The following is a 21,248-nucleotide window of genomic DNA, read 5'->3' on the forward strand; positions in this document are numbered from 1 at the left end:
CAATGTAGGCCCGGTGTTCGCCGCCCGCTCGCTCACGTCCGCGCGGGCACTCCGGTCAGCGCGGTGACCACCGGATCCAGGGCCTCGTGTATCTCGTCCCCGATGGAGCGGAAGAACGGCAGGGGGGCGCCGTACGGGTCGAAGACCTCGTCGGCCTCCGCCGTCGGGGCCAGCAGCCACCCGCGGAGCGCGGCCGCGGCGCGGACCAGGGCGCGGGCGCGGGCGACGACGCCGTCCTCCAGCGGGGGCAGGGTCGCCGGGTCGATGGCCCGCACCAGGCGGGTGAACTCCTTCAGGGTGAAGGTGCGCAGGCCCGCCGAGTGGCCCATCGAGATGACCTGGGCCCGGTGGTCGCGGGTCGCGGTCAGCACCAGGTCCGCGCGGATCACATGGTCGTCGAGGAGCTCCCGCCCGACGAAGCCGGAGGGGTCGGCGCCGAAGTCGGCGAGGACGGTCTCCGCGTTGGCCTCCATGGGCGCGCCCTCATGGCCCCAGGTGCCCGCGCTCTCCACGATCAGCCCGCCCCACAACGGGTCGCCGAGCCGGTCCGCGAGGGCATGACGGGTCAGCCGCTCGGTGATCGGCGAGCGGCACACGTTGCCGGTGCTGACGTGGAGGATGCGGAAGCTGTCCCTCGGGAGCCCGAAGGTGGTGGTCTCTTCCCCGTTGCCTATGCCACGCCCCGCGTCAGGGGCTGTCAATTCGCCACCTCGAGGTCGGGTACGACCTTGCGCAGCTCGTCCGGCGAGAGGGCGCCCTCGCGCAGCAGCAGCGGCACCTCGCGGGTGACGTCGACGATCGACGACGGGATGTTGCCGGGCGTGGGCCCGCCGTCGAGGTACACGGAGACGGAGTCGCCGAGCATGCCCTGGGCCGCGTCGCAGTCCTCCGGCGCCGGGTGCCCGGTCAGGTTCGCCGAGGAGACCGCCATCGGGCCGACGTCGGTCAGCAGCTCGATCGCCACCGGGTGCAGCGGCATCCGCACGGCGACGGTGCCGCGGGTGTCGCCCAGGTCCCACTGGAGGGACGGCTGGTGCCTGGCGACCAGGGTGAGCGCGCCCGGCCAGAACGCGTCGACCAGCTCCCAGGCCAGCTCGGAGAAGTCGGTGACCAGGCCGTGCAGGGTGTTCGGGGAGCCGATGAGAACGGGGGTGGGCATGTTGCGGCCCCGGCCCTTGGCGTCCAGCAGATCGCCCACGGCCTCCTTGGAGAACGCGTCGGCGCCGATGCCGTACACCGTGTCGGTCGGGAGGACCACGAGCTCGCCACGGCGGACGGCGGACGCGGCTTCACGCAGACCGGTCGTGCGGTCGGTCGCGTCATTGGTGTCGTATCGCCGTGCCATGTCTAGCGGGCCTCCTCGTACACGTACTGCTGATGGGTCATGGGGGTGCTCACGGCAGCGCCTTGCGGGCGGTGGCGAAGCGCGGCCGGTTGTTGAGGTCCGGGTGATCGGCCGCGTCGGCCCAGCCCCGCTCCTCGGTGAAGATCCACGGCACCTGGCCGCCCTGGGTGTCGGCGTGCTCGATGACGACGACGCCCCCGGGGCGCAGCAGCCGGTGCGCGGTGCGCTCCAGGCCGCGGATGAGCTCGAGGCCGTCCTCCCCGGAGAACAGGGCGAGTTCGGGATCGTAGTCGCGTGCCTCGGGCGCCACGTACTCCCACTCCGTGAGGGGGATGTACGGCGGATTGGAGATGACCAGGTCGACCTGGCCGTCCAGGTCGGGGAAGGCGTCGAGGGCGTTGCCCTGACGCAGGTCGACGCGGGACCCCTCCATGTTCTTGCGGGTCCACCGCAGGGCGTCCTCGGACAGCTCCACGGCGTGCACCCGGGAGCGCGGGACCTCCTGGGCGAGGGCGAGCGCGATGGCACCCGAGCCCGTGCACAGGTCGACGATGAGCGGCTCCACGACGTCCATGGCGCGTACGGCGTCTATGGCCCAGCCGACGACCGACTCGGTCTCGGGGCGGGGCACGAAGACGCCGGGGCCGACCTGGAGTTCCAGGTAGCGGAAGAAGGCGCGGCCGGTGATGTGCTGGAGCGGCTCGCGCTGCTCACGGCGGGCGATGACCTCCCAGTACCGGGCGTCGAAGTCGGCGTCCCGCACCGAGTGCAGCTCGCCCCGCTTCACGCCGTGCACGAACGCGGCGAGCTCCTCCGCGTCGTTGCGCGGCGAGGGCACGCCGGCGTCGGCGAGCCGCTGGGTGGCCTGTGCCACCTCCGCGAGCAGCAGGTTCACGCTCGTCCTCCGGTCCTCAGGTCTCCGTGCCTTACGCGGCTGCGAGCTTGGCGGCCGAGTCCGCGTCGACGCAGGCCTGGATCACCGCGTCGAGATCGCCGTCCAGGACCTGGTCCAGGTTGTACGCCTTGAAGCCGACGCGGTGGTCCGAGAGGCGATTCTCCGGGAAGTTGTACGTACGGATCTTCTCGGAGCGGTCGACGGTGCGGACCTGGCTGCGGCGGGCGTCGGCGGCTTCCTTCTCCGCCTCCTCCTGCGCCGCGGCGAGCAGCCTGGAGCGCAGGATACGCAGTGCCTGCTCCTTGTTCTGCAGCTGGCTCTTCTCGTTCTGGCAGGATGCGACCACTCCGGTGGGGAGGTGTGTGATGCGCACGGCGGAGTCCGTGGTGTTGACGGACTGCCCGCCGGGGCCGGAGGAGCGGTACACGTCGATCCGCAGGTCGTTGGGGTTGATCTCGACGTCGACCTCCTCCGCCTCGGGCGTGACCAGCACACCGGCCGCGGAGGTGTGGATACGGCCCTGGGACTCGGTCGCCGGGACGCGCTGCACGCGGTGCACACCGCCCTCGTACTTCAGCCGCGCCCACACGCCCTGGCCGGGCTCGGTGGCGCCCTGGCCGCCCTTGGTCTTCACGGCGACCTGGACGTCCTTGTAGCCGCCGAGCTCGGACTCGGTGGCGTCGATGATCTCGGTCTTCCAGCCGACGCGCTCGGCGTAGCGCAGGTACATGCGCAGCAGGTCGCCCGCGAAGAGCGCGGACTCGTCGCCGCCGGCGCCCGCCTTGATCTCCAGAATGACGTCCTTGTCGTCATTCGGGTCGCGCGGGACCAGCAGCAGCCGCAGCTTCTCCGTCAGCTCCTCGCGCTGCTTGTCCAGCTCCTTGACCTCGGCGGCGAACTCCGGGTCGTCGGCGCCCAGTTCGCGCGCGGTCTCCATGTCGTCGCCGGTCTGCTTCCAGGAGCGGTACGTGGCGACGATCGGGGTGAGCTCGGCGTAGCGCTTGTTCAGCTTGCGCGCGTTGGCCTGGTCGGAGTGGACCGACGGGTCGGAGAGCTTCTTCTCCAGGTCGGCGTGCTCGACGACGAGTTCCTCGACGGCCTCGAACATCTCTGGGCTCCTGTACGTACGTGGGTGAAGGGCGGACGACCAAAAACGCCGGTCCCGGCACGCCTGTGGAGGGCGCGGCCGCGGACCGGCGAAATGGGGCTCGCTACTTCTTGGAGCCGGCAGCCTTGCCGAAGCGGGCCTCGAAGCGGGCCACACGGCCACCGGTGTCGAGGATCTTCTGCTTGCCCGTGTAGAACGGGTGGCACTCGGAGCAGACCTCGGCACGGACGGTGCCGCTGGAGATCGTGCTGCGGGTGGTGAACGACGCGCCACAGGTGCAGCTGACCTGCGTCTCGACGTACTCGGGGTGGATGTCGCGCTTCAAGGTGTCTCCTAGTTTCGGGAGGGCGCCGGGTCGCAGCCGCGGGATGCGGAGGCGTGAACCGGAGCCGACGTACCAGTCTGCCAGGACTGGGGCCATCCCCCAAAACGAGGGGTGGCTGTCGGGTATTCCCCGCGGGTCCGTGAGGGCTGGTCGCGCGGTTCCCCGCGCCCCTAGCCGGCGCTCACGACGTCCTTGGCCTGGCCGGTGGCCGTGCCTTCCGTGGCCGCCTCGGGAATCGCCTGGTCCTTCTTCAGGGCCTTCCAGACCAGCTTCGCCTTCTTCTCGTCCACCAGGACGCGGTTGCCGTCGGCCGTGTCGTACTGCACGGGCATCGTGACCATCGTCATGTCCGAGGAGCTGATGCCCTTGAGGCCGCCTGCGAAGGACATGAGCTTGTTGACCGAGTCCAGGTCGGAGTCGGTGGTGATGGTGCTGGTCGCGGTGTCGGCCAGGTCGTACAGCTTCTTCGGGTTGGTGAAGACGCCGACCTCCTTGACCTGGTTGATCAGCGCCTTGATGAAGGCCTGCTGGAGCTGGATCCGGCCGAGGTCCGAGCCGTCGCCGACGCCGTGCCGGGTGCGCACCAGGCCGAGCGCCTGCTCGCCGGTGAGCGTGTGGGTGCCGGCCTTCAGGTCCAGATGGCTGTCGGGGTCCTTGATGTCCTCGGTGGTGGTGATGTCCACGCCGCCGAGGTCGTCGACCAGCTTCTGGAAGCCGCTGAAGTCGACCTCCAGGTAGTGGTCCATGCGCAGGTTCGTGATCGACTCGACGGTCTTGACCGCGCAGGCCGCGCCGCCGGTGGTGTACGCCGAGTTGAACATCACGCCGCTCGCGGCGTCGTGGGTGCCGCCGTCGGCGTCGGTGCACTCGGGGCGGTCGATGAGGGTGTCCCGCGGGATGGAGACCACGCTGGCCTTCTGGTGGCCCTTGTACACGTGCACGATCATCGCGGTGTCGGAGCGGGCGCTGCCGTCGTCGGCGCCGCCGCCCAGGTCCTGGTTGCTGCCTGAGCGGGTGTCGGAGCCGAGCACCAGGATGTTCTCGGAGCCGTTGTCCACCTTCTCCGGGCGGTCGGTGCCGAGGACCTGGTCGATGTCGACGCTGTTGATGTTGCCGTTGAGCTTGAAGTACAGGAAGCCGGCTCCGGTGCCGCCCAGGACGACGATGCCCGCGGCGGTCCAGGCCATGATCAGCAGGCTCTTGGGACGCTTGTCGCGGGGCTTGCGGCGGTGGCCCTTGGCGCGGGGGCCCGGGCCGTCCGCGGCGGTGTCACCCGCTATGCCGGACTCCGGCGTGCTCTCGGCGGACATGTGCTCCTCGGTTCTCGTCCGGTCGGTTACCCCCTGCTTTCAGGGTCAGGCGTGGTCTGGAAGACCCGTACCGCTCCATCGTCGCTCCGCCAGGTCAGACGGCGAAACTCGGGAAAGGGTTGCACAACGCACTGTGGCCACCCTGTGAAAAGGTGGCCACAGTGCGTACGGCGGCCATCCGGGCGGACGCCTGTCACCTGCGGTTTCAGGCGAAGATGTCGTATTGCTTGAAATCGGTGCCCACGGAGATCCTTGTGGCGAAGATCTCGCTGGTGGCCTTGCCGGTGCCCTTGTACAGGTAGAGCGTGCCGCCGGGGGTGCGGGCCAGCAGATCGGCCCGGCCGTCGCCGGTGACGTCGCCGACGGTGGCGACCTTGTTGTACGTCGAGGTGCTCCAGGTGCGCACCTTCACCCGGGACGAGAACGGCGCCGAGGCCGATCCGGTGCCCTGGTACACGTACACGGCGCCGTTGCTGCGGGTGCGCGCGATCAGGTCGGTCCGGCCGTCGCCCGAGAAGTCACCGTGGCCGACCAGGACGTCGTACTGGCTCCAGCCGGTGCCGCTGCCGACCTGGACGCGGCTCGCGAAGGTGCCGTTGCCCTTGCCCGGGTAGAGCCACAGCTTCCCGGCGGAGTCCACGGACAGCAGGTCGGGCAGGTAGTCGCCGGTGACATCGCCGGGGGTGACGATGCGGGTGCGGGTCTTCCAGTTGTCGGCGACCTTCGTGGTGGCCCAGGAGCCGCTCACGGGCACCCAGTGCTTCCAGAAGACGTCACCGTCGGAGCCGCGGCGGACCAGCAGGTCCTGGTAGCCGTCCCGGTTCAGGTCGTTCTGGAGGACGACGTTGTAGGCGCCCCAGTTGCCCCAGGACTCACGGGCGCCGAAGGAGGTGCCCTGGGAGTCCTTCTCGTAGCCGGTCTTGGTGGAGGCGTTGCGCACCCACAGGTCGGCCTTGTGGTCCCCGCTCAGGTTGGTGTCGTCCACGCGCGGGTAGGTCGCGCCGACGTAGGTCCTCACCTTGGCGAAGACGCTGTAGGCGCCCTTGGCGACACAGTCCTGCACGCCCCAGGAGACGACGCCCACGATGCGGTTGTCGACGATCAGCGGGCCGCCGGAGTCGCCGTTGCAGGCGGTGGTGGTGCCGCTGTCGCTGCCGCTGGCGGGCTTGCCCGCGCAGACCATGTGGCCCTTGACGAAGTCGGCGCCGTAGAAGGCGGCGCAGGTGGCGTCGGACTGGATCGGCAGGGTGGCCGTCTTCAGCGTCTGGGAGACGTTCTGGTCGGTGGAGGTGGTGCGGCCCCAGCCGTAGACCTTGGCGCTGGTGCCGGCCGCGTAGGCGGCGGTCTCGGTGGACGTCGCCATCCGGATCGGGGTGGCCTTGACCGGCTGGGCCAGGGTGAGCACCGCGATGTCGTTATCGATCGTCCGCGAGCTGTAGGAGGGGTGGTTCCACTGGCGGTGGACGGCGGTGGCGGTGCCGCCGTTCAGGTCGCCGTCGGGGAGCTGGGTGGCGCCGGTGACGACGGCTCCGTACGCCTTCCAGTTGTAGCCCTGGACGCAGTGCGCGGCGGTGAGGATCTTCGTCGGCGAGACGACCGTGCCGCCGCAGAAGAAGTAGACGCCGTTCGTCTCGTCCTGGTACCAGAGCTGGGCCATCCACGGCGCGTTCGTGATGGTGGTCGTGGTGCCACCGATGATCTTCGCGTCGACCGTGCCGGAGCCGCTGTACGACGACTTGGCCGACGAGACGCCGGCGGTGTCCTCGTGGGCGGCGGCGCCCAGGACGCGCTGCTCCAGCTCGGCGGGCGAGGGAGAGGCGGCGCTCGGCATGGCCGGCGGGTTCGGCTGCGCGGAGGCGGCCCCGGCGGACGAGGTCAGCAGCGCGCCGGCGACGGCCGCGGCGACACCGGCGGCCGCGACGGGCAGGGCGATCCGCAGCCGGCGTCTGTGCCGCCCGCCCCCGGACATGGGTGTACCCACGAATGTCCCCCCTAGGGATCACAAGTTCGAAGAGCGCGATCGTACCCCGGGGGGACAACAGCGAAGAGGGCCGCCCTTGAACCAAGGGCGGCCCTCTTCGCTACGACTCAGCGGCGACTAGTCACCGTTGCCGGGGGTCGGCGTCGTCTTCTGGATCTGCATCAGGAACTCGGCGTTCGACTTCGTCTGCTTCATCTTGTCGAGCAGCAGCTCCACCGCCTGCTGCTGGTCGAGCGCGTGCAGCACCCGGCGCAGCTTCCAGACGATGGCCAGCTCGTCGGGGGCGAGCAGGATCTCTTCCTTACGGGTACCGGACGCGTCGACGTCCACCGCCGGGAAGATCCGCTTGTCCGCGAGCTTGCGGTCGAGCTTCAGCTCGGCGTTGCCCGTGCCCTTGAACTCCTCGAAGATCACCTCGTCCATGCGGGACCCGGTGTCGACGAGAGCCGTCGCCAGGATGGTGAGCGAGCCACCGTCCTCGATGTTGCGCGCCGCACCGAAGAAGCGCTTCGGCGGGTACAGCGCGGTCGAGTCGACACCGCCGGACAGGATGCGGCCGGAGGCGGGGGCGGCGAGGTTGTACGCACGGCCCAGACGCGTGATCGAGTCGAGCAGCACGACGACGTCGTGGCCCAGCTCCACCAGACGCTTGGCCCGCTCGATGGCCAGCTCGGCGACCGTGGTGTGGTCCTCGGCCGGGCGGTCGAAGGTCGAGGAGATGACCTCGCCCTTCACCGACCGCTGCATGTCGGTGACCTCTTCGGGACGCTCGTCGACGAGGACGACCATCAGGTGGCACTCGGGGTTGTTGTGCGTGATCGCGTTGGCGATCGCCTGCATGATCATGGTCTTGCCGGTCTTCGGCGGGGCCACGATCAGACCGCGCTGGCCCTTACCGATCGGCGCGACGAGGTCGATGATGCGGGTGGTGAGGATGCCCGGGTCCGTCTCCAGACGGAGCCGGTCCTGCGGGTACAGCGGGGTGAGCTTGTTGAACTCCGGGCGGCCACGGCCGTGTTCGGGCGCCATGCCGTTGACGGAGTCGAGGCGGACCAGCGCGTTGAACTTCTCGCGGCGCTCGCCTTCCTTCGGCTGGCGCACGGCACCGGTGACGTGGTCGCCCTTGCGCAGGCCGTTCTTGCGGACCTGGGCGAGGGAGACGTACACGTCGTTGGGCCCCGGGAGGTAGCCCGAGGTGCGGATGAAGGCGTAGTTGTCGAGGATGTCGAGGATGCCCGCGACGGGGATCAGGACGTCGTCCTCGTTGATCTGCGGCTCCTGGGCGCTGCCCATCTCGTCGCGGCCACGACGGCCACGGCGGTCGCGGTAACGCCCGCGACGGCCACGACGGCCGCCCTCGAAGTCGTCGTCGTCCTGCTGCTGCTGCTGGCGGTCACGGTCGCGGTCCTGACGGCCGCCGCCCTGCTGCTGGCCCTGCTGCTGGCCGCGCTGGCCGCCCTGCTGGTCGTCACCCTTGCGACGGTCACCGCGGTCACCACCGCGGTCGCCACCACGGTCACCGCGGTCGCCACGGTCGCGGTCCCGGCCGCGCTCACGGCGGTCGCGGCGGCGGCCCTCGCCGCCGTCACCGGCGTCGCCCTGCGGCTGCGCCGGGGTCTCGGCCTTCGGCTCGCTCTTGGCCTCGGCGGCGACCGTCTCGGGCGCGGCGGCCACGGGGGCGCCGGCCTCGGCGGTGGCACGGCGGCGACGGCGCTCCGCGGGGGCGTCGTCGGAGGCCGGCTGGCCGGGGATCTCGATCTGCTGCTGCGCCACGGCCTGCTCGGCGGGCGCCTCGGCCTTCGCCGCCTTCTTGGCGGGCGCGTCGTCGCCGGTACGGGCCTTGGAGGTGGCCCGGCGCTTGGGCTTGGTCTCGGTGGCGTCGGCCTTGGGGGCCGCGGCACCTCCTCCCGCCTGCGCTTCCTTGATGACCTCGATCAGCTGGCTCTTGCGCATACGCGCGGTGCCCCTGATGCCGAGGCCGGATGCGACCTGCTGCAGCTCGGCCAGCACCATGCCCTCGAGGCCGGTACCGCGGCGCCGCCGGGAGCCGGCACCGGTGGCAGGCGCGGAGGCGTCCGTGGCGGGCGCGGCAGCGGTCTCCTCGACACGTGCGCCCATCAGATCGGTGGTGTCGCTCACGAAGGGTCCTTCCCTGGAGCGGACGTCGGCCTGTCTGGCTCGGCGACCGGTTGTGCTGTCCGGCTGTGGTCCTTTTCGTGGACCGGCCGGGGCGGTGGTCCGCCCAAAGCGGCGGAAGAAATATCGGTGATGGCGCTTCCCAGAGCCGTGGCACTGAGTGTCCGTGTCACGTGGCTTGGTCGCACCGGTTCCGGAGCGTGCCCGGCGAGTCGCTCAGCGCCCGCGTACGTCGTACGGAACACAGTGCGGCTTGGGAGGCTCCCGGAAGAATGTCTGTCCCGGACGGGGACACAAAGCACCTCGCCATGGTGGGGTCGGGTGCAGACTTGAGATTAACACTACCGGATCCAACAAACATTCCCCCTCTCGAAATCCGGCAACCGTGCGCTTTCAAAAGTCACCGGAGGGCGCGAGCGGCAGCACGCTCGCTCCCCGGGCGTCGAGGTCGAGCCGGTTCGCGGCCCATCCTTCGCCCGCCAGATGAGCCACCTTGTCGGCGCTGTCGCCGTCGGCCAGCGCGAGCACGGTCGGTCCCGCTCCCGAGATGACCGCCGGGACTCCGTCGGCCCGCAACCGCTCCACCAGCGCGGCGCTCTCCGGCATGGCCGGGGCGCGGTACTCCTGGTGCAGACGGTCCTCGGTGGCGGGCAGCAGCAGTTCGGGGCGCCGGGTGAGGGCCTCGACGAGCAGGGCGGCACGGCCCGCGTTGGCGGCGGCGTCGACATGCGGCACGGTGCGCGGGAGAAGGCCGCGCGCGGTCTCGGTGAGGACCGGCTTCCCGGGCACGAAAACCACCGGAACGATGGAATCGGCGGGATCCATCCTGATCGCCCGGGCCGCGCCGGACTCCATCCAGGAGAGCGTGAAACCGCCGAGCAGACAGGCCGCGACATTGTCGGGGTGGCCCTCGATCTCGGTGGCGAGCTCCAGCAGGGCCGCGTCGTCGAGCCGGGACTCACCGCCTATGGTCACGGCACGCGCGGCGACGATGCCGGCGCAGATGGCGGCGGAGGAGGAGCCGAGGCCGCGGCCGTGCGGGATGCGGTTGGCGCACACGATCTCCAGGCCGCGCGGCTGTCCGCCGAGCAGGTCGAAGGCGGTGCGCAGGGACCGTACGAGCAGGTGCTTCTCGTCGCGCGGGAGCGTTTCGCCGCCCTCACCCGCGATGTCGATGTGCAGCCCGGAGTCGGCCACCCGGACGACCACGTCGTCGTACAGCCCCAGCGACAGGCCGAAGGCGTCGAAGCCCGGACCGAGGTTGGCGCTGGTGGCGGGGACGCGCACCCGGACGGCGGCGGCGCGGAAGGCTGGACCGGCCATCGCTCGATGACTCTCCTTGAGCTGCGTGATTGTCGAAGACATTCGATACGTACGGGATGACCCTCGGGCCGTGGAGACGGCGCGGCGCCCCGCCGGATGCTCGGGCATATGCGGCGGGCGGGTTCGGTACAGCCTATCGAAGGAAGGTTCAGTGGCGACATAGGGCGCACAGGAGGCGCACGATGCGTGTCGTAAGCCCCCTGTGCACCCCCTGTGCGGCGCTGATCAGGCCAGACCCAGCCGCTCGGCCGCCGTGGCCGCGTCGACCGGGACGGTGACGGGCTGCGGGGCGCCCGCGACCGCCCAGTCGGGGTCCTTCAGGCCGTTGCCGGTGACGGTGCACACGATCCGCTGGCCCGGGTCGACCTTGCCCTGCTCGGCGGCCTTGAGCAGACCGGCGACGGACGCGGCGGACGCCGGCTCCACGAAGACGCCCTCCTGGGCGGCCAACAGGCGGTAGGCGCGCAGGATCTCACGGTCCGTCACCTCGTCGATGAAGCCACCGGACTCGTCCCGGGCCGCGAGCGCGAACTGCCAGGAGGCGGGGTTGCCGATGCGGATCGCGGTGGCGATCGTCGACGGGTCCTTGACGACCTCGCCGCGCACGATGGGCGCGGAACCGGACGCCTGGAAACCCCACATGCGCGGGGTCCGCTTCGAGACACCGTCGGCGGCGTACTCGCTGTAACCCTTCCAGTACGCGGTGATGTTGCCCGCGTTGCCGACCGGCAGGACGTGGATGTCGGGGGCGTCGCCGAGCATGTCGACGATCTCGAAGGCAGCCGTCTTCTGGCCCTCGATACGTACCGGGTTGACCGAATTGACCAGCGCCACGGGGTAGTTGTCGCTGAGCGCGCGGGCCAGCGTGAGGCAGTCGTCGAAGTTCCCGTCGACCTGGAGGATCTTCGCGCCGTGCACCAGCGCCTGGCCCATCTTGCCGAGCGCGATCTTGCCCTGCGGCACGAGAACGGCCGAAACCATACCCGCGCGCACCGCGTAGGCGGCCGCGGAGGCCGACGTGTTGCCGGTGGAGGCGCAGATGACCGCCTTGGCGCCCTCCTCCTTGGCCCGCGTGATGGCCATGGTCATGCCGCGGTCCTTGAAGGACCCCGTCGGGTTGGCGCCCTCCACCTTCAGGTGGACCTCGCAGCCCGTGCGCTCGGAGAGCACCTGCGCGGGCACGAGCGGCGTGCCGCCCTCACGGAGCGTCACGACCGGTGTGGTGGCGGAGACGGGCAGCCGGTCCCGGTACTCCTCGATGATTCCGCGCCACTGGTGGGTCATTGCTGGTTACTCTCCTTCAACCCGCATGATGCTGGCGACACCACGCACGGTGTCGAGCTTGCGCAGCGCCTCGACGGTGCCGCCGAGGGCCGCGTCGGACGCACGGTGGGTCACGACGACGAGCGACGCCTCACCGTCCTTACCCTGCTGCCGAACCGTGTCGATGGAGACACCGTGCTCGGCGAAGACGGTCGCCACCTGGGCGAGAACGCCCGGTTTGTCGGCGACGTCAAGGCTGATGTGGTACCGAGTGACGACATCGCCCATGCCGGAGACGGTCAGGTCGGCGTAGGCGGACTCGCCGGGTCCGGTGGTGCCGCTGAGCCGGTTGCGGCAGACGGCGACGAGGTCGCCGAGCACGGCGGAGGCGGTCGGGGCGCCGCCCGCGCCGGGGCCGTAGAACATGAGTTGGCCGGAGGCGTCGGACTCGACGAAGACGGCGTTGTACGCGCCGCGCACCGAGGCGAGCGGGTGGGTCAGCGGAATCATCGCGGGATGCACGCGCGCGGTGACGGACCGGCCGTCCCCGGCCCGCTCGCAGATGGCGAGCAGCTTGATGGTGCAGCCCATCCCCCTGGCGGAGGCGAAGTCGGCCGCGGTCACCTCGGTCATGCCCTCGCGGTAGACGTCGTCGAGACGCACGCGCGTGTGGAAGGCGATTCCGGCGAGGATGGCGGCCTTGGCGGCGGCGTCGAAGGCCTCGACGTCGGCGGTGGGGTCGGCTTCCGCGTACCCGAGGGCGGTGGCCTCGTCGAGGGCCTCCTGATAGCCGGCGCCGGTCGAGTCCATCTTGTCGAGGATGAAGTTCGTCGTGCCGTTGACGATGCCGAGGACGCGGTTGACCTTGTCACCGGCCAGCGACTCGCGCAGCGGCCGGATCAGCGGGATGGCGCCGGCGACGGCGGCCTCGTAGTAGAGGTCCTTGCCGTGAGACTCGGCCGCGGCGTGCAGGTCGGCGCCGTCCTGGGCGAGGAGGGCCTTGTTGGCGGAGACGACGGAGGCGCCGTGCTCGAAGGCGGTGGTGATGAGGGACCGGGCGGGCTCGATGCCGCCGATGACCTCCACCACGACGTCGATGTCGCCGCGTTTGACGAGCGCGGTGGCGTCGGTGGTAATGAGTTCGCGCGGGATGCCCTCACGCACCTTGTCGGGGCGTCGCACGGCGACTCCGGCGAGCTCCACGGGGGCGCCGATCCGGGCGGCGAGGTCGTCGGCGTGCGTCGTCATGATGCGCGCCACCTCTGAGCCGACCACTCCACAGCCCAGCAGCGCCACCTTCAGCGGACGCGTACGCATCATCCGACCTCGTTTCCTTTACCTTCTACGGTTGCACCAGTCTCACTCACCGGACCGGAGTTTCTATCCCTGGTCCGGATCGTGAGACGACTATTTCATTTTCCTGACGGGTGGAGACCGGAAGATCTTCCGCCCCGCTGCTTCAGGCGATCGGCCTGGCGATCAGCCGACATCGAGACGCAGGAGATCCTCCTCCGTCTCCCGGCGGACGATCACCCGGGACTCGCCGTCCCGCACGGCCACGACGGGCGGCCGCAGCACGTGGTTGTAGTTGCTGGCCATGGACCGGCAGTAGGCGCCGGTCGCCGGTACGGCGATCAGGTCACCGGGTGCCAGGTCGGCGGGCAGGAACGCGTCCCGCACGACGATGTCCCCACTCTCGCAGTGCTTGCCGACCACCCGGGCGAGCATCGGCGCCGCGTCGGACGTACGGGAGACCAGCGAGACGCTGTACTCGGCGTCGTAGAGCGCGGTGCGGATGTTGTCGGACATGCCGCCGTCGACGGAGACGTAGGTGCGCAGCCCGTCGAGCGGCTTGATGGTGCCCACCTCGTACAGGGTGAAGGCGGTGGGCCCGACGATGGCCCGCCCAGGCTCGACGGAGATGCGCGGCGTGCGCAGCTTGGCGGACTCGCACTCACGGGTGACGATCTCGGTGAGCGCCTTGGCGATCTCGTGCGGCTCGCGGGGGTCGTCGTCGCTGGTGTAGGCGATGCCGAGCCCGCCCCCGAGGTCGATCTCGGGCAGCTCGATGCCGTGCTCGTCCCGGATGTCCTTGAGCAGCCCCACGACCCGGTGCGCGGCGACCTCGAACCCGGACATGTCGAAGATCTGCGAGCCGATGTGGGAGTGGATCCCGATCAGTTCGAGCCCGTCCAGCTGCAGGGCGCGCCGGACCGCCTCCGCGGCCTGTCCCCCGGCCAGCGGGATACCGAACTTCTGGTCCTCGTGGGCGGTGGCGATGAACTCGTGCGTGTGGGCCTCGACGCCGACGGTGATACGGATCTGCACGCGCTGCCGCTTGCCGAGCCCCTGCGCGATGTGGGCGACGCGGACGATCTCCTGGAAGGAGTCGAGGACGATCCGTCCCACGCCGCTCTCGATGGCCCGGGTGATCTCCGCGACCGACTTGTTGTTCCCGTGGAAGGCGATGCGGTCGGCGGGCATCCCGGCGGAGAGGGCGGTGGCGAGTTCGCCCCCGGAGCACACGTCCAGGTTGAGCCCCTCCTCGTGCAGCCACCGGACGATGGCGCGGGAGAGGAAGGCCTTGCCGGCGTAGAAGACGTCGGCGTCGGTGCCGAACGCGGTGCGCCAGGCGCGGGCGCGGGCACGGAAGTCGGTCTCGTCGACGACGTAGGCGGGGGTGCCGTGTTCTTCGGCGAGGGTCTGCACATCGATTCCGCCGACGGTGAGGACGCCGTCCTGGTCGCGGGTGACGGTCTGGGCCCACACCTTGGGGTCGAGGGCGTTCAGATCGGCCGGCGGGGCGGAGTAGTGGCCCTCGGGCAGGACATCGGCGTGGCGGGGCCCGGCGGGGTGTGCGGAACGGCTCATGACTCTTGTGGCTTCCTCAGAGGTGTTCGGGTGCGTCGATGCCGAGCAGGGACAGGCCGCCGGCCAGCACCGCCCCGGCGGCTTCGGCGAGAGCGAGCCGGGAACGGTGGGCGACCGAGGGTTTCTCCGCACCGCGCGGCAGCACGGCAGGCAGAAGAACGAGAACGGCATCGGCGACGGTGACGAGGTGCCGGGCGAGACGATCGGGGGCGTGGTGGGTGGCGGCGGCGGCGAGGATGCGGGGGTGGTCGGCGAGGGGGGTGATGAGGGGGGTGGCTTCGGGGAGTGCGGTGAGGGGGGTGGTGAGGGCCGTGACTTCGGGGGGTGCGGCGAGGAGGGTGGGCTGCGGGGTGGGGGCGGGGGCCGCCGTCGAGGAGGGGGTGGGGCCCGGTTCCTCGGTGATGGCCGGGGCGGCGGCGTACGAGGCGGGAGCGAGGGCCGCGTGCGGGGCTCGGGCGGGGGCCGCGGTGCGGCCGAGGGCCTGGGTAGGCGCTGCTTCTGGGGCGAGGGCGGGGCCTGCGGGGTGAGGGGCGCGGGCGGGATCTGCCTCCGCGGAGACGCCGAGGTCGGCGGTGTGCGAGGCCGGGGCCGGGGGCGTCGTCGAGGTGGGGGCGGGTCCCGGTTCTGCGGAGACGCCGAGGTCGGCGGTGTGCGAGGCCGGGGCCGGGGGCGTCGTCGAGGTGGGGGCGGGTCCCGGTTCTGCGGAGACGCCGAGGGCCGCGGGGGGCGAGGCGGGAGCGGTGGCGGCCGTTGGAGTGGGCGCGGGTCCCGGTTCCGCGAAGATGCCGAGGGCCGCGGGGGGCGTCGTGGGGGTGGGCGTGGGGTCCGGTTGTGCTGTGAAGCCGAGGGCCGCGGCGTTGCGGGTGGTCGCGCGGATGCGGGCGTGGGCGTAGCGGACGCGGAAGAGGGGGTTGGACTCGCGCTGGACGAGGTGTTCGTCGGTGATGCGGGGCCGGTCGTGCGCGGCGGGGTACAGCAGGGCCCAGCGGGCGGCGTCGGCGCCGAGGGGGACGGGGTCGCCGGGGGCGGGGACCGGACGGACGTTGACGTCGAGTGGCGCGGGGGCGGCGGGTCGGCCGTACGCGTCGACGTCGACACCGAGCACGTCCTGCCACGCCTGCTCGGGGCGGGCCTCGCAGCTGGTACGGACGAGGGCGCCCTGCGACCGCAGGATCCGCGCGACGGCGTCCATGACGACGACGGCACGCACCTCGTGAGGGCAGTGGAGCTGCACGACCTGCCCACTGGGCCCGTCGGCGAAGCCGTACCGCGATCCGCGCCGCAGGATGTCCTCGACGAGAGCGATGGGGGCCGCGTCCCGCAGACGGAAGTTGATGAACCCGGGTCCGGTGACGACGACGTCGTCGACGCCGTCCGCCCCGACGAGATACGGCCGCAGGATCTCGGCGACGCGCTGCGGCGTCTGCCCCGCCGGGCGAGCGAGCTGCAACGCGATGTTGGTGGCGTAGTCCCCGCACCCGCCGGGCCCGGGCACGGTCACCACGGCCCGTTCCGGCACGGCCACGCGCAGTTCCCCCTCGTCGACAGCACGACGCACCGCGCGCAGCACGGTACGGGAGAGCTCGACGGGGGTCACGGGACAAGCGTAGGGGAGAAGGGGGGTGGGTAAGCGAGCGGGTTTGGGCGATGGTCCGGGATGTGGACGGCCGGATGGGACGCGCCCGGAGGGTGGACCGCTCACGATCACACCGACCGACCCCCGCCGACCGAGCACCCCCGCCGATGCGACGACCTCAGCCGCCACCCCGCCCGCAGTCCCCGGCACTGGCCCGCGCCCCGGCCCCCAGGACGCCCCCACCGCTCTGCTTCCGCTCGATCAGCCGACGTACGAGGGCGACGAGTTCGGTGGGTTCGAATGGCTTGGCGAGGAACGCGTCGACGCCGACATCGAGGCCGCTCTCGACCTCGTACTGGGTGCAGGCGCTGACGATGGCGAGGGGCAGATCTCTGGTTCGGGGATCGGCGCGGAGCTGCGCGGCGGTGCGCAGCCCGTCCAGCCGGGGCATGACGACGTCGAGGGTGATGACGTCCGGACGCACCTGATGCACCACATCCAGACACTCGGCACCATCGGCCGCGGTCACGACCTCGAGGCCCTCCAGCTCGAGATTGACCCTGATCAGTTGCCGGATGACCTTGTTGTCGTCCACAACAAGCACCCGGCCCGGCGCGCCTGACACAACTCGAGAGTAGGTCCGGACCGGCCACCGCGTCCGGGTTTTGCCCACTTCCACCCCGTGCGAGCTACCCGACCCCCGGAAACCGGTTCATGAACACCCCCGGTGAGCTGGTAGGGTTCTACCCGTCGCCGCCAAGCAAGGCGCCCGACACGCCCCCGTAGCTCAGGGGATAGAGCAACGGCCTCCGGAGCCGTGTGCGCAGGTTCGAATCCTGCCGGGGGCACTCGCCACACAGCCAGCAAAAATCATGCGCTGAGCTGGGCGGATGCCGACATGAGAGAGCGGGAGTCAGTCTCACTGACTCCCGCTCTTTCTCATTGCTACGCACTGTTTGTGTGTGAGGAGCGTGTGGGCCAACAGTCTCAGCCTGCACGGCTAGGGCCGCGGTCCGGCTGCGCCCCAGGGGTTGCGACACCATGACGGGCATGGACCTTGAGGTAATAGGGGCGCTCTCCGCGGCCGGAGTGGCGCTCGTCGGGATACCCGCCACAGTGCTCATAGGCCGATGGCAGATGAAGGCCGCCTTGCGCACGGCGGAAGCCACGAGCGAGGCGGGTATGGCTCAAGCTGATTCTGCATACCGTGCAGCATTGGACGCTGTCCGTGCCGAAACATACGCCAATCGTATGCAATGGCGTCGTGGCATCCAGCGAGAAGCTTATGTCTCCTTCCTGCTTTCCGTGCATCGCGTAGCGGAGGTGAGTGAGCGGTTCGCCATGGAAAATTCCGAAGTACTCCCCTTGGAGAACATCAGATCCGGGAAGACCGCTATTGACGACGCTCTCGCCGCCCTCAAGGCAGCCCAAACGATCGTCGAACTGGAGGGCCCTGATGAGGTAGCTGCACCTGCCGCAGGGATGACCAATGCCGTTCAAGTGATGGTGCTTCACCTAGGCAGGCAGGCCATCTTCGAAAGAGCGTTGGGAAAGCTCCACAGACTGTTGGATGATCAACCGTCGCCCGTAAGCTCCGCTGCCGAGAGGCTCATACGGGAACTTTCCCAGCTGCGTCGCCTGTACACAGCGACCTCCGCTCCGGAAGCTCGAGTCGCAAAACGCTCCTGCCGTGAGGCCGGGAACGCCCTACCATCCAACGTGCTCGAATACGAAGAGTTCGAGGCACTCATCGAGGGGTACTCACCCCGTCCCCCAATGCTCAGCAGTGCATACCTAGATGCCGCTCGTCAATTCGACGAAGAAGAAGTAATCTTCGTCCGAGCCGCGAAAGTGGAGCTGCACAGTCAGGTTTCCTGATCTCCAAGAAGTCGGCCATGCCGCTATCGCGAGCCGCCTCAAATGTCGCAGCATAGAAGTGACAGTCACCCTGAATTCAGCGACAGCCTCGGGTCCAAGTGTGCGCGCTGCCGCGGCGCAGGCCGAGTACCGACGGCGCCTCGATGGTCGCCAAGTTGGGCGCCGAGGCGTCTCCATCGAGGGGTGGCTCTATGGGGGCAACTGCGGTGCGAGCGTGACTAGTTGTGTGGTGCGCTTCCTCCTGGTCTGGTTATGGAGCGCATCGCTGCGGGAAGCTCGTACAGATATGGACCAAGTTCCTGTACGTCCGCACTCCGTCAGCGTCGCCGAGGTCGTTCCCGGGGATCTGGTCGCCCTGTCGGGTGAAGACGTCGTACGGCAGCGGTGGTTCGTCGTGATGCATACCCTGCCCGAGTCGCCGGAGTCGGTCCGGGTGACCCTGCGGCCGCCGCTCGGCGGGGTGGACCGGGATGAACTGCTCGCCCGGGGGCGGGAGGTGACGGTGGCCTGCCGGCGGGTGGATGTACGGCACGTGCCGCTGGTGTCGTCGGTGGCGCTGGACGGGGTCGGCTTCCGGGACGGGGACCGGGTGACCTCGCTGCGGGCCGTCGATCCGCTCGCCGCCGAGGTGACGTACGTGCGGCGGTGGGGTGGGTGGCACCGGGACCTCGACGCGGACGCCGGCGAACCGGTGTCGGACGACGACGTGCGGCGGTGGGCCCGCGACGCGGACCGGGACGGGTTCGTCGTACGGCATGAGGCGCGGCCGGCGGCCGAGGCCGCTGCCGTGCCCCGGCCCCGGCGAGTGGTCGTCACCGGGCTCGGGGCCCTGTCACCGCTCGGCGTCGGGGTCGGGGAGTTGTGGCGGGGACTTCTCGACGGGCGGCACGGGATACGGGAGTTGGCCGGGGAGGAGTTCGCGGGGCTGCCCGTGCGGGTGGCGGGTGTGGTGCCCGTCGACCCTGCCGGACTGCTGCCGCGGGCTGCCGCTCGGCGGATGAACCGGGCCGCGCAGTTCGCCGTACTGGCCGCGCGGGAGGCCTGGGCGGATGCCGGGTTCGCCGCGGGCGGGACCCGGGAGAGCGGGGTCGATCCGGAGCGGGTGGGGGTGAGCCTCGGGGCGATCCTCGGGGACGCGTCCGTGCTCGTCGGCGGGGACCGCAGGCTGCAGGAGAAGGGGCCGCGAGCGGTCTCACCGCTCACCACGCCGATGACGGTGCCGTCGCAGGCCGCCTCGCAGGTCTCGCTCGACCTGCACATCACGGGCGAGGCACGGACCGTGACCAGCGCGTGCGCCTCCGGCACGGAGGCCATCGGGGAGGCGATCGACCGCATACGGTACGGCCGGGTCGACGTCGCCCTCGCGGGCGGGGCCGAAGCCGTGGTGACGCCGGCGATCATGGCGTCCTTCGCGTCCATGCGGGCGTTGGCGTCGGGGGGTGTGGACGAGGGGTCGCCCTCCCGGCCGTTCGGGAAGGGGCGCGACGGGTTCGTCAACGGGGAGGGGGCGGGGGTGCTCGTCCTGGAGGCCGAGGAGCATGCCGTCGCCCGGGGTGCCCGGATCTACTGCGAGGCGGCCGGGTGGGGGCTGTCCGCCGACGCGCATCACATGGCCGCGCCCGATCCGTCCGGGAGCGGGGTCGCGCTGGCGCTGCGGCGGGCGGTGCGGGACGCCGGGGGGCATGTGGTGGACGTCGTACACATCAACGCCCATGCCACGGCCACCGTCGAGGGCGATCTCGCGGAGGCGGGAGCCCTGCGGGCCGTGTTCGGGGAGCGCGCCGTGCCGGTCACCGCGCTCAAGGGGCATCTGGGGCATCTGCAAGGCGCCGCGGGCGGGGTGGAGGCCGTCGCCGCGGTGCTGACGCTGCATCACGGGGTGGTGCCGCCGACCGTGGGGAGCGGGGAGGCCGACGAGGCGATCGGGCTGGACGTGGTGCGGGGGGCGCCGCGGGCGTTGCCGGAGCGGGGGGATCTGGTGCTCAGCAATTCGTTCGGGTTCGGAGGGCACAACGCCGTGCTGGCGTTGCGGAGGGTGGGGTAAGGACAAGAAGCCGTAAAGAGGCGGCACCCTCTTCCCGGTCACGCCGACCGCTTGCGCGCCGCCGTCTTCTTCGCCGCCGTCTTCTTCGCCGTGCTCTTGCCCGCCGAGGCCGTCTTCTTCGCCGCCGTGCCCTTCGCCGACGACGCCGTGCTCCTCGCCGACGACGCCCCGCTCTTCGCCGACGACGCGCTCTTCTTCGCCGTGGACGTCGACTTCTTCGCCGAGGGCGAGGCGGTCTTCTTGGCCGCCGTCTTCTTCGCCTCGGACGTCGACTTCTTGCCCGTCGCCTGCTTCGGGGTGGAGCGGGACGTCTTGCGCTGCGGGAGGTGCGTGACCTCCGCCGGCTCCTCGCCCCGCGACTCCTTCGCCGCGCGGACGCTCTTCTCCAGGGCCGCCATCAGGTCCAGGACCTTGCCGCCCGTCGCCGGTTCCGGAGCCTCCCGGGGGACCTCGCCGGCCGCCTTGGCCGCGATGACCTCCTCCACCGCCTCGCGGTACTCGTCGTGCAGGTCCTCCAGGTCGACCTCGCCCAGGGTGTCCATCAGGGCGTCCGCCAGGTCCAGTTCCTTGTCGCGGACCGTGACGTCGACGTCCGGCGCCACGCCCTCGGGGGCGCGGACCTCGTCCGGCCACAGCAGGCCGTGCATCGCGATGGCGTCGCCCACCACCCGGAGCATGCCCAGGCGTTCCCGGCCGCGGAGGGCGAACTTGGCGATGGCGACCTTGTTGCTGCGCTTCAGCGCCTCGCGGAGCAGCGTGTAGGGCTTCGCCGCCGGGGCACCGCTGGCGGCGAGGTAGTACGCCGCGTCCATCTGGAGGGGGTCGATGCGGTCCTCCGGGACGAAGGCCACGATCTCGATCGTCTTCGCCGTCGGGATGGGGAGCTGCGCCAGATCCTCGTCGGTGATCGGCACGATCGAGCCGTCCGCGTCCTCGTAACCCTTGCCGATCTCCGACTGGGTGACCTCCCGGTCCTCCAGTTCGCAGAACTTCCGGTACCGGATGCGCCCGCCGTCCTCCGTATGGATCTGGCGGAAGGAGATCGCATGGCTCTCGGTCGCGTTCACCACCTTGATCGGGATGCTGACCAGACCGAACGAGATGGCGCCGTTCCAGATGGATCTCACGTGCAGCACCCTTTCGTTGGATATGAGGCGCGGGATGGGGCGCGGTATGGGGCGCTTTAAGTCCCT

The 21,248-nt window shown here is 70.6% G+C and carries 17 protein-coding genes, 1 tRNA gene and 1 pseudogene; 3 read left to right on the forward strand and 16 right to left on the reverse strand.

Going from position 1 to position 21,248, the window contains the following annotated elements; genetic code table 11:
- Positions 1-32: 32 nt before the first annotated feature.
- The 15 genes and pseudogenes from ACFYW5_RS01645 to ACFYW5_RS01715 form a co-directional block, all read right to left on the reverse strand.
- Positions 33-701: a protein-tyrosine-phosphatase gene (locus tag ACFYW5_RS01645; RefSeq protein ID WP_389414937.1), complete on the reverse strand. Its 669-nt coding sequence runs from the start codon at positions 699-701 to the stop codon at positions 33-35.
- A complete protein-coding gene (locus ACFYW5_RS01650) occupies positions 698-1,345 on the reverse strand; it encodes an L-threonylcarbamoyladenylate synthase (RefSeq protein ID WP_383312239.1) in 648 nt (215 codons plus the stop codon). The genes ACFYW5_RS01645 and ACFYW5_RS01650 overlap by 4 nt, the downstream gene beginning before the upstream one ends.
- 49 nt (positions 1,346-1,394) lie before the next feature.
- Positions 1,395-2,240 carry a peptide chain release factor N(5)-glutamine methyltransferase gene (gene prmC, locus ACFYW5_RS01655; RefSeq protein WP_328873844.1) on the reverse strand — a complete coding sequence of 282 codons (846 nt, stop codon included), beginning with the start codon at positions 2,238-2,240 and terminating at the stop codon, positions 1,395-1,397.
- Positions 2,241-2,271: 31 nt separating this feature from the next.
- Entirely contained in the window at positions 2,272-3,348 is a 1,077-nt protein-coding gene (gene prfA / locus ACFYW5_RS01660; RefSeq protein ID WP_389414938.1) for a peptide chain release factor 1, read from the reverse strand.
- A 103-nt stretch (positions 3,349-3,451) separates the two neighbouring features.
- The gene (gene rpmE / locus ACFYW5_RS01665) at positions 3,452-3,673 is read right to left on the reverse strand and encodes a 50S ribosomal protein L31 (protein ID WP_016438250.1); all 222 of its coding nucleotides are present in this window, start codon (positions 3,671-3,673) and stop codon (positions 3,452-3,454) included.
- A 170-nt stretch (positions 3,674-3,843) separates the two neighbouring features.
- The gene (locus ACFYW5_RS01670) at positions 3,844-4,983 is read right to left on the reverse strand and encodes an LCP family protein (protein ID WP_389414939.1); all 1,140 of its coding nucleotides are present in this window, start codon (positions 4,981-4,983) and stop codon (positions 3,844-3,846) included.
- 205 nt (positions 4,984-5,188) lie between these two features.
- Positions 5,189-6,952: a trypsin-like serine protease gene (locus ACFYW5_RS01675; RefSeq protein ID WP_389415615.1), complete on the reverse strand. Its 1,764-nt coding sequence runs from the start codon at positions 6,950-6,952 to the stop codon at positions 5,189-5,191.
- A gap of 129 nt (positions 6,953-7,081) precedes the next feature.
- Positions 7,082-9,103: a transcription termination factor Rho gene (rho, locus tag ACFYW5_RS01680; protein ID WP_389414940.1), complete on the reverse strand. Its 2,022-nt coding sequence runs from the start codon at positions 9,101-9,103 to the stop codon at positions 7,082-7,084.
- Between the two features lie 390 nt (positions 9,104-9,493).
- Positions 9,494-10,423 (reverse strand): homoserine kinase, encoded by a 930-nt coding sequence (gene thrB, locus ACFYW5_RS01685; protein ID WP_389414941.1) that lies wholly within the window; start codon positions 10,421-10,423, stop codon positions 9,494-9,496.
- 225 nt (positions 10,424-10,648) lie between these two features.
- Positions 10,649-11,707, reverse strand: coding sequence for a threonine synthase (thrC, locus tag ACFYW5_RS01690; RefSeq protein WP_389414942.1), 1,059 nt, complete (start codon positions 11,705-11,707; stop codon positions 10,649-10,651).
- Between the two features lie 6 nt (positions 11,708-11,713).
- Positions 11,714-13,006 (reverse strand): homoserine dehydrogenase, encoded by a 1,293-nt coding sequence (locus ACFYW5_RS01695; protein ID WP_389414943.1) that lies wholly within the window; start codon positions 13,004-13,006, stop codon positions 11,714-11,716.
- Positions 13,007-13,165: 159 nt separating this feature from the next.
- Positions 13,166-14,557, reverse strand: a complete 1,392-nt coding sequence (gene lysA / locus ACFYW5_RS01700; RefSeq protein ID WP_389414944.1) for a diaminopimelate decarboxylase — start codon at positions 14,555-14,557, stop codon at positions 13,166-13,168.
- A gap of 16 nt (positions 14,558-14,573) precedes the next feature.
- Entirely contained in the window at positions 14,574-15,341 is a 768-nt protein-coding gene (locus ACFYW5_RS01705) for a DALR anticodon-binding domain-containing protein (protein ID WP_389415616.1), read from the reverse strand.
- A 36-nt stretch (positions 15,342-15,377) separates the two neighbouring features.
- A pseudogene (locus tag ACFYW5_RS01710) lies at positions 15,378-16,154 on the reverse strand (hypothetical protein); the annotation flags it as partial.
- Between the two features lie 157 nt (positions 16,155-16,311).
- Positions 16,312-16,812: a response regulator gene (locus ACFYW5_RS01715; protein ID WP_389414945.1), complete on the reverse strand. Its 501-nt coding sequence runs from the start codon at positions 16,810-16,812 to the stop codon at positions 16,312-16,314.
- Positions 16,813-16,909: 97 nt separating this feature from the next.
- Between ACFYW5_RS01715 and ACFYW5_RS01720 the strand changes: the two genes are divergently transcribed.
- The 3 genes from ACFYW5_RS01720 (at position 16,910) to ACFYW5_RS01730 (ending at position 20,055) form a co-directional block, all read left to right on the forward strand.
- Positions 16,910-16,981: transfer RNA gene (locus ACFYW5_RS01720), tRNA-Arg, on the forward strand.
- A 202-nt stretch (positions 16,982-17,183) separates the two neighbouring features.
- The gene (locus ACFYW5_RS01725; protein ID WP_389414946.1) at positions 17,184-18,011 is read left to right on the forward strand and encodes a hypothetical protein; all 828 of its coding nucleotides are present in this window, start codon (positions 17,184-17,186) and stop codon (positions 18,009-18,011) included.
- A gap of 286 nt (positions 18,012-18,297) precedes the next feature.
- Positions 18,298-20,055 carry a beta-ketoacyl-[acyl-carrier-protein] synthase family protein gene (locus ACFYW5_RS01730; RefSeq protein WP_389414947.1) on the forward strand — a complete coding sequence of 586 codons (1,758 nt, stop codon included), beginning with the start codon at positions 18,298-18,300 and terminating at the stop codon, positions 20,053-20,055.
- A gap of 38 nt (positions 20,056-20,093) precedes the next feature.
- Here the strand turns inward: ACFYW5_RS01730 and ACFYW5_RS01735 are convergent, their stop codons facing one another.
- Positions 20,094-21,191 (reverse strand): Ku protein, encoded by a 1,098-nt coding sequence (locus tag ACFYW5_RS01735; RefSeq protein WP_389414948.1) that lies wholly within the window; start codon positions 21,189-21,191, stop codon positions 20,094-20,096.
- Positions 21,192-21,248: the final 57 nt, after the last annotated feature.

The organism is Streptomyces sp. NPDC002779, assembly GCF_042888685.1.
Classification (GTDB): Bacteria; Actinomycetota; Actinomycetes; order Streptomycetales; family Streptomycetaceae; genus Streptomyces.

What these genes read in the sequence shown, in the direction of transcription:
- ACFYW5_RS01730 (WP_389414947.1), top strand. Translation starts at nt 18,298, where the DNA reads ATGGACCAAGTTCCTGTACGTCCGCACTCCGTCAGCGTCGCCGAGGTC.
- ACFYW5_RS01650 (WP_383312239.1), bottom strand. Translation starts at nt 1,345, where the DNA reads ATGGCACGGCGATACGACACCAATGACGCGACCGACCGCACGACCGGT.
- ACFYW5_RS01675 (WP_389415615.1), bottom strand. Translation starts at nt 6,952, where the DNA reads ATGTCCGGGGGCGGGCGGCACAGACGCCGGCTGCGGATCGCCCTGCCC.
- thrB (WP_389414941.1), bottom strand. Translation starts at nt 10,423, where the DNA reads ATGGCCGGTCCAGCCTTCCGCGCCGCCGCCGTCCGGGTGCGCGTCCCC.
- ACFYW5_RS01695 (WP_389414943.1), bottom strand. Translation starts at nt 13,006, where the DNA reads ATGATGCGTACGCGTCCGCTGAAGGTGGCGCTGCTGGGCTGTGGAGTG.
- lysA (WP_389414944.1), bottom strand. Translation starts at nt 14,557, where the DNA reads ATGAGCCGTTCCGCACACCCCGCCGGGCCCCGCCACGCCGATGTCCTG.
- ACFYW5_RS01725 (WP_389414946.1), top strand. Translation starts at nt 17,184, where the DNA reads ATGGACCTTGAGGTAATAGGGGCGCTCTCCGCGGCCGGAGTGGCGCTC.
- prfA (WP_389414938.1), bottom strand. Translation starts at nt 3,348, where the DNA reads ATGTTCGAGGCCGTCGAGGAACTCGTCGTCGAGCACGCCGACCTGGAG.
- thrC (WP_389414942.1), bottom strand. Translation starts at nt 11,707, where the DNA reads ATGACCCACCAGTGGCGCGGAATCATCGAGGAGTACCGGGACCGGCTG.
- ACFYW5_RS01670 (WP_389414939.1), bottom strand. Translation starts at nt 4,983, where the DNA reads ATGTCCGCCGAGAGCACGCCGGAGTCCGGCATAGCGGGTGACACCGCC.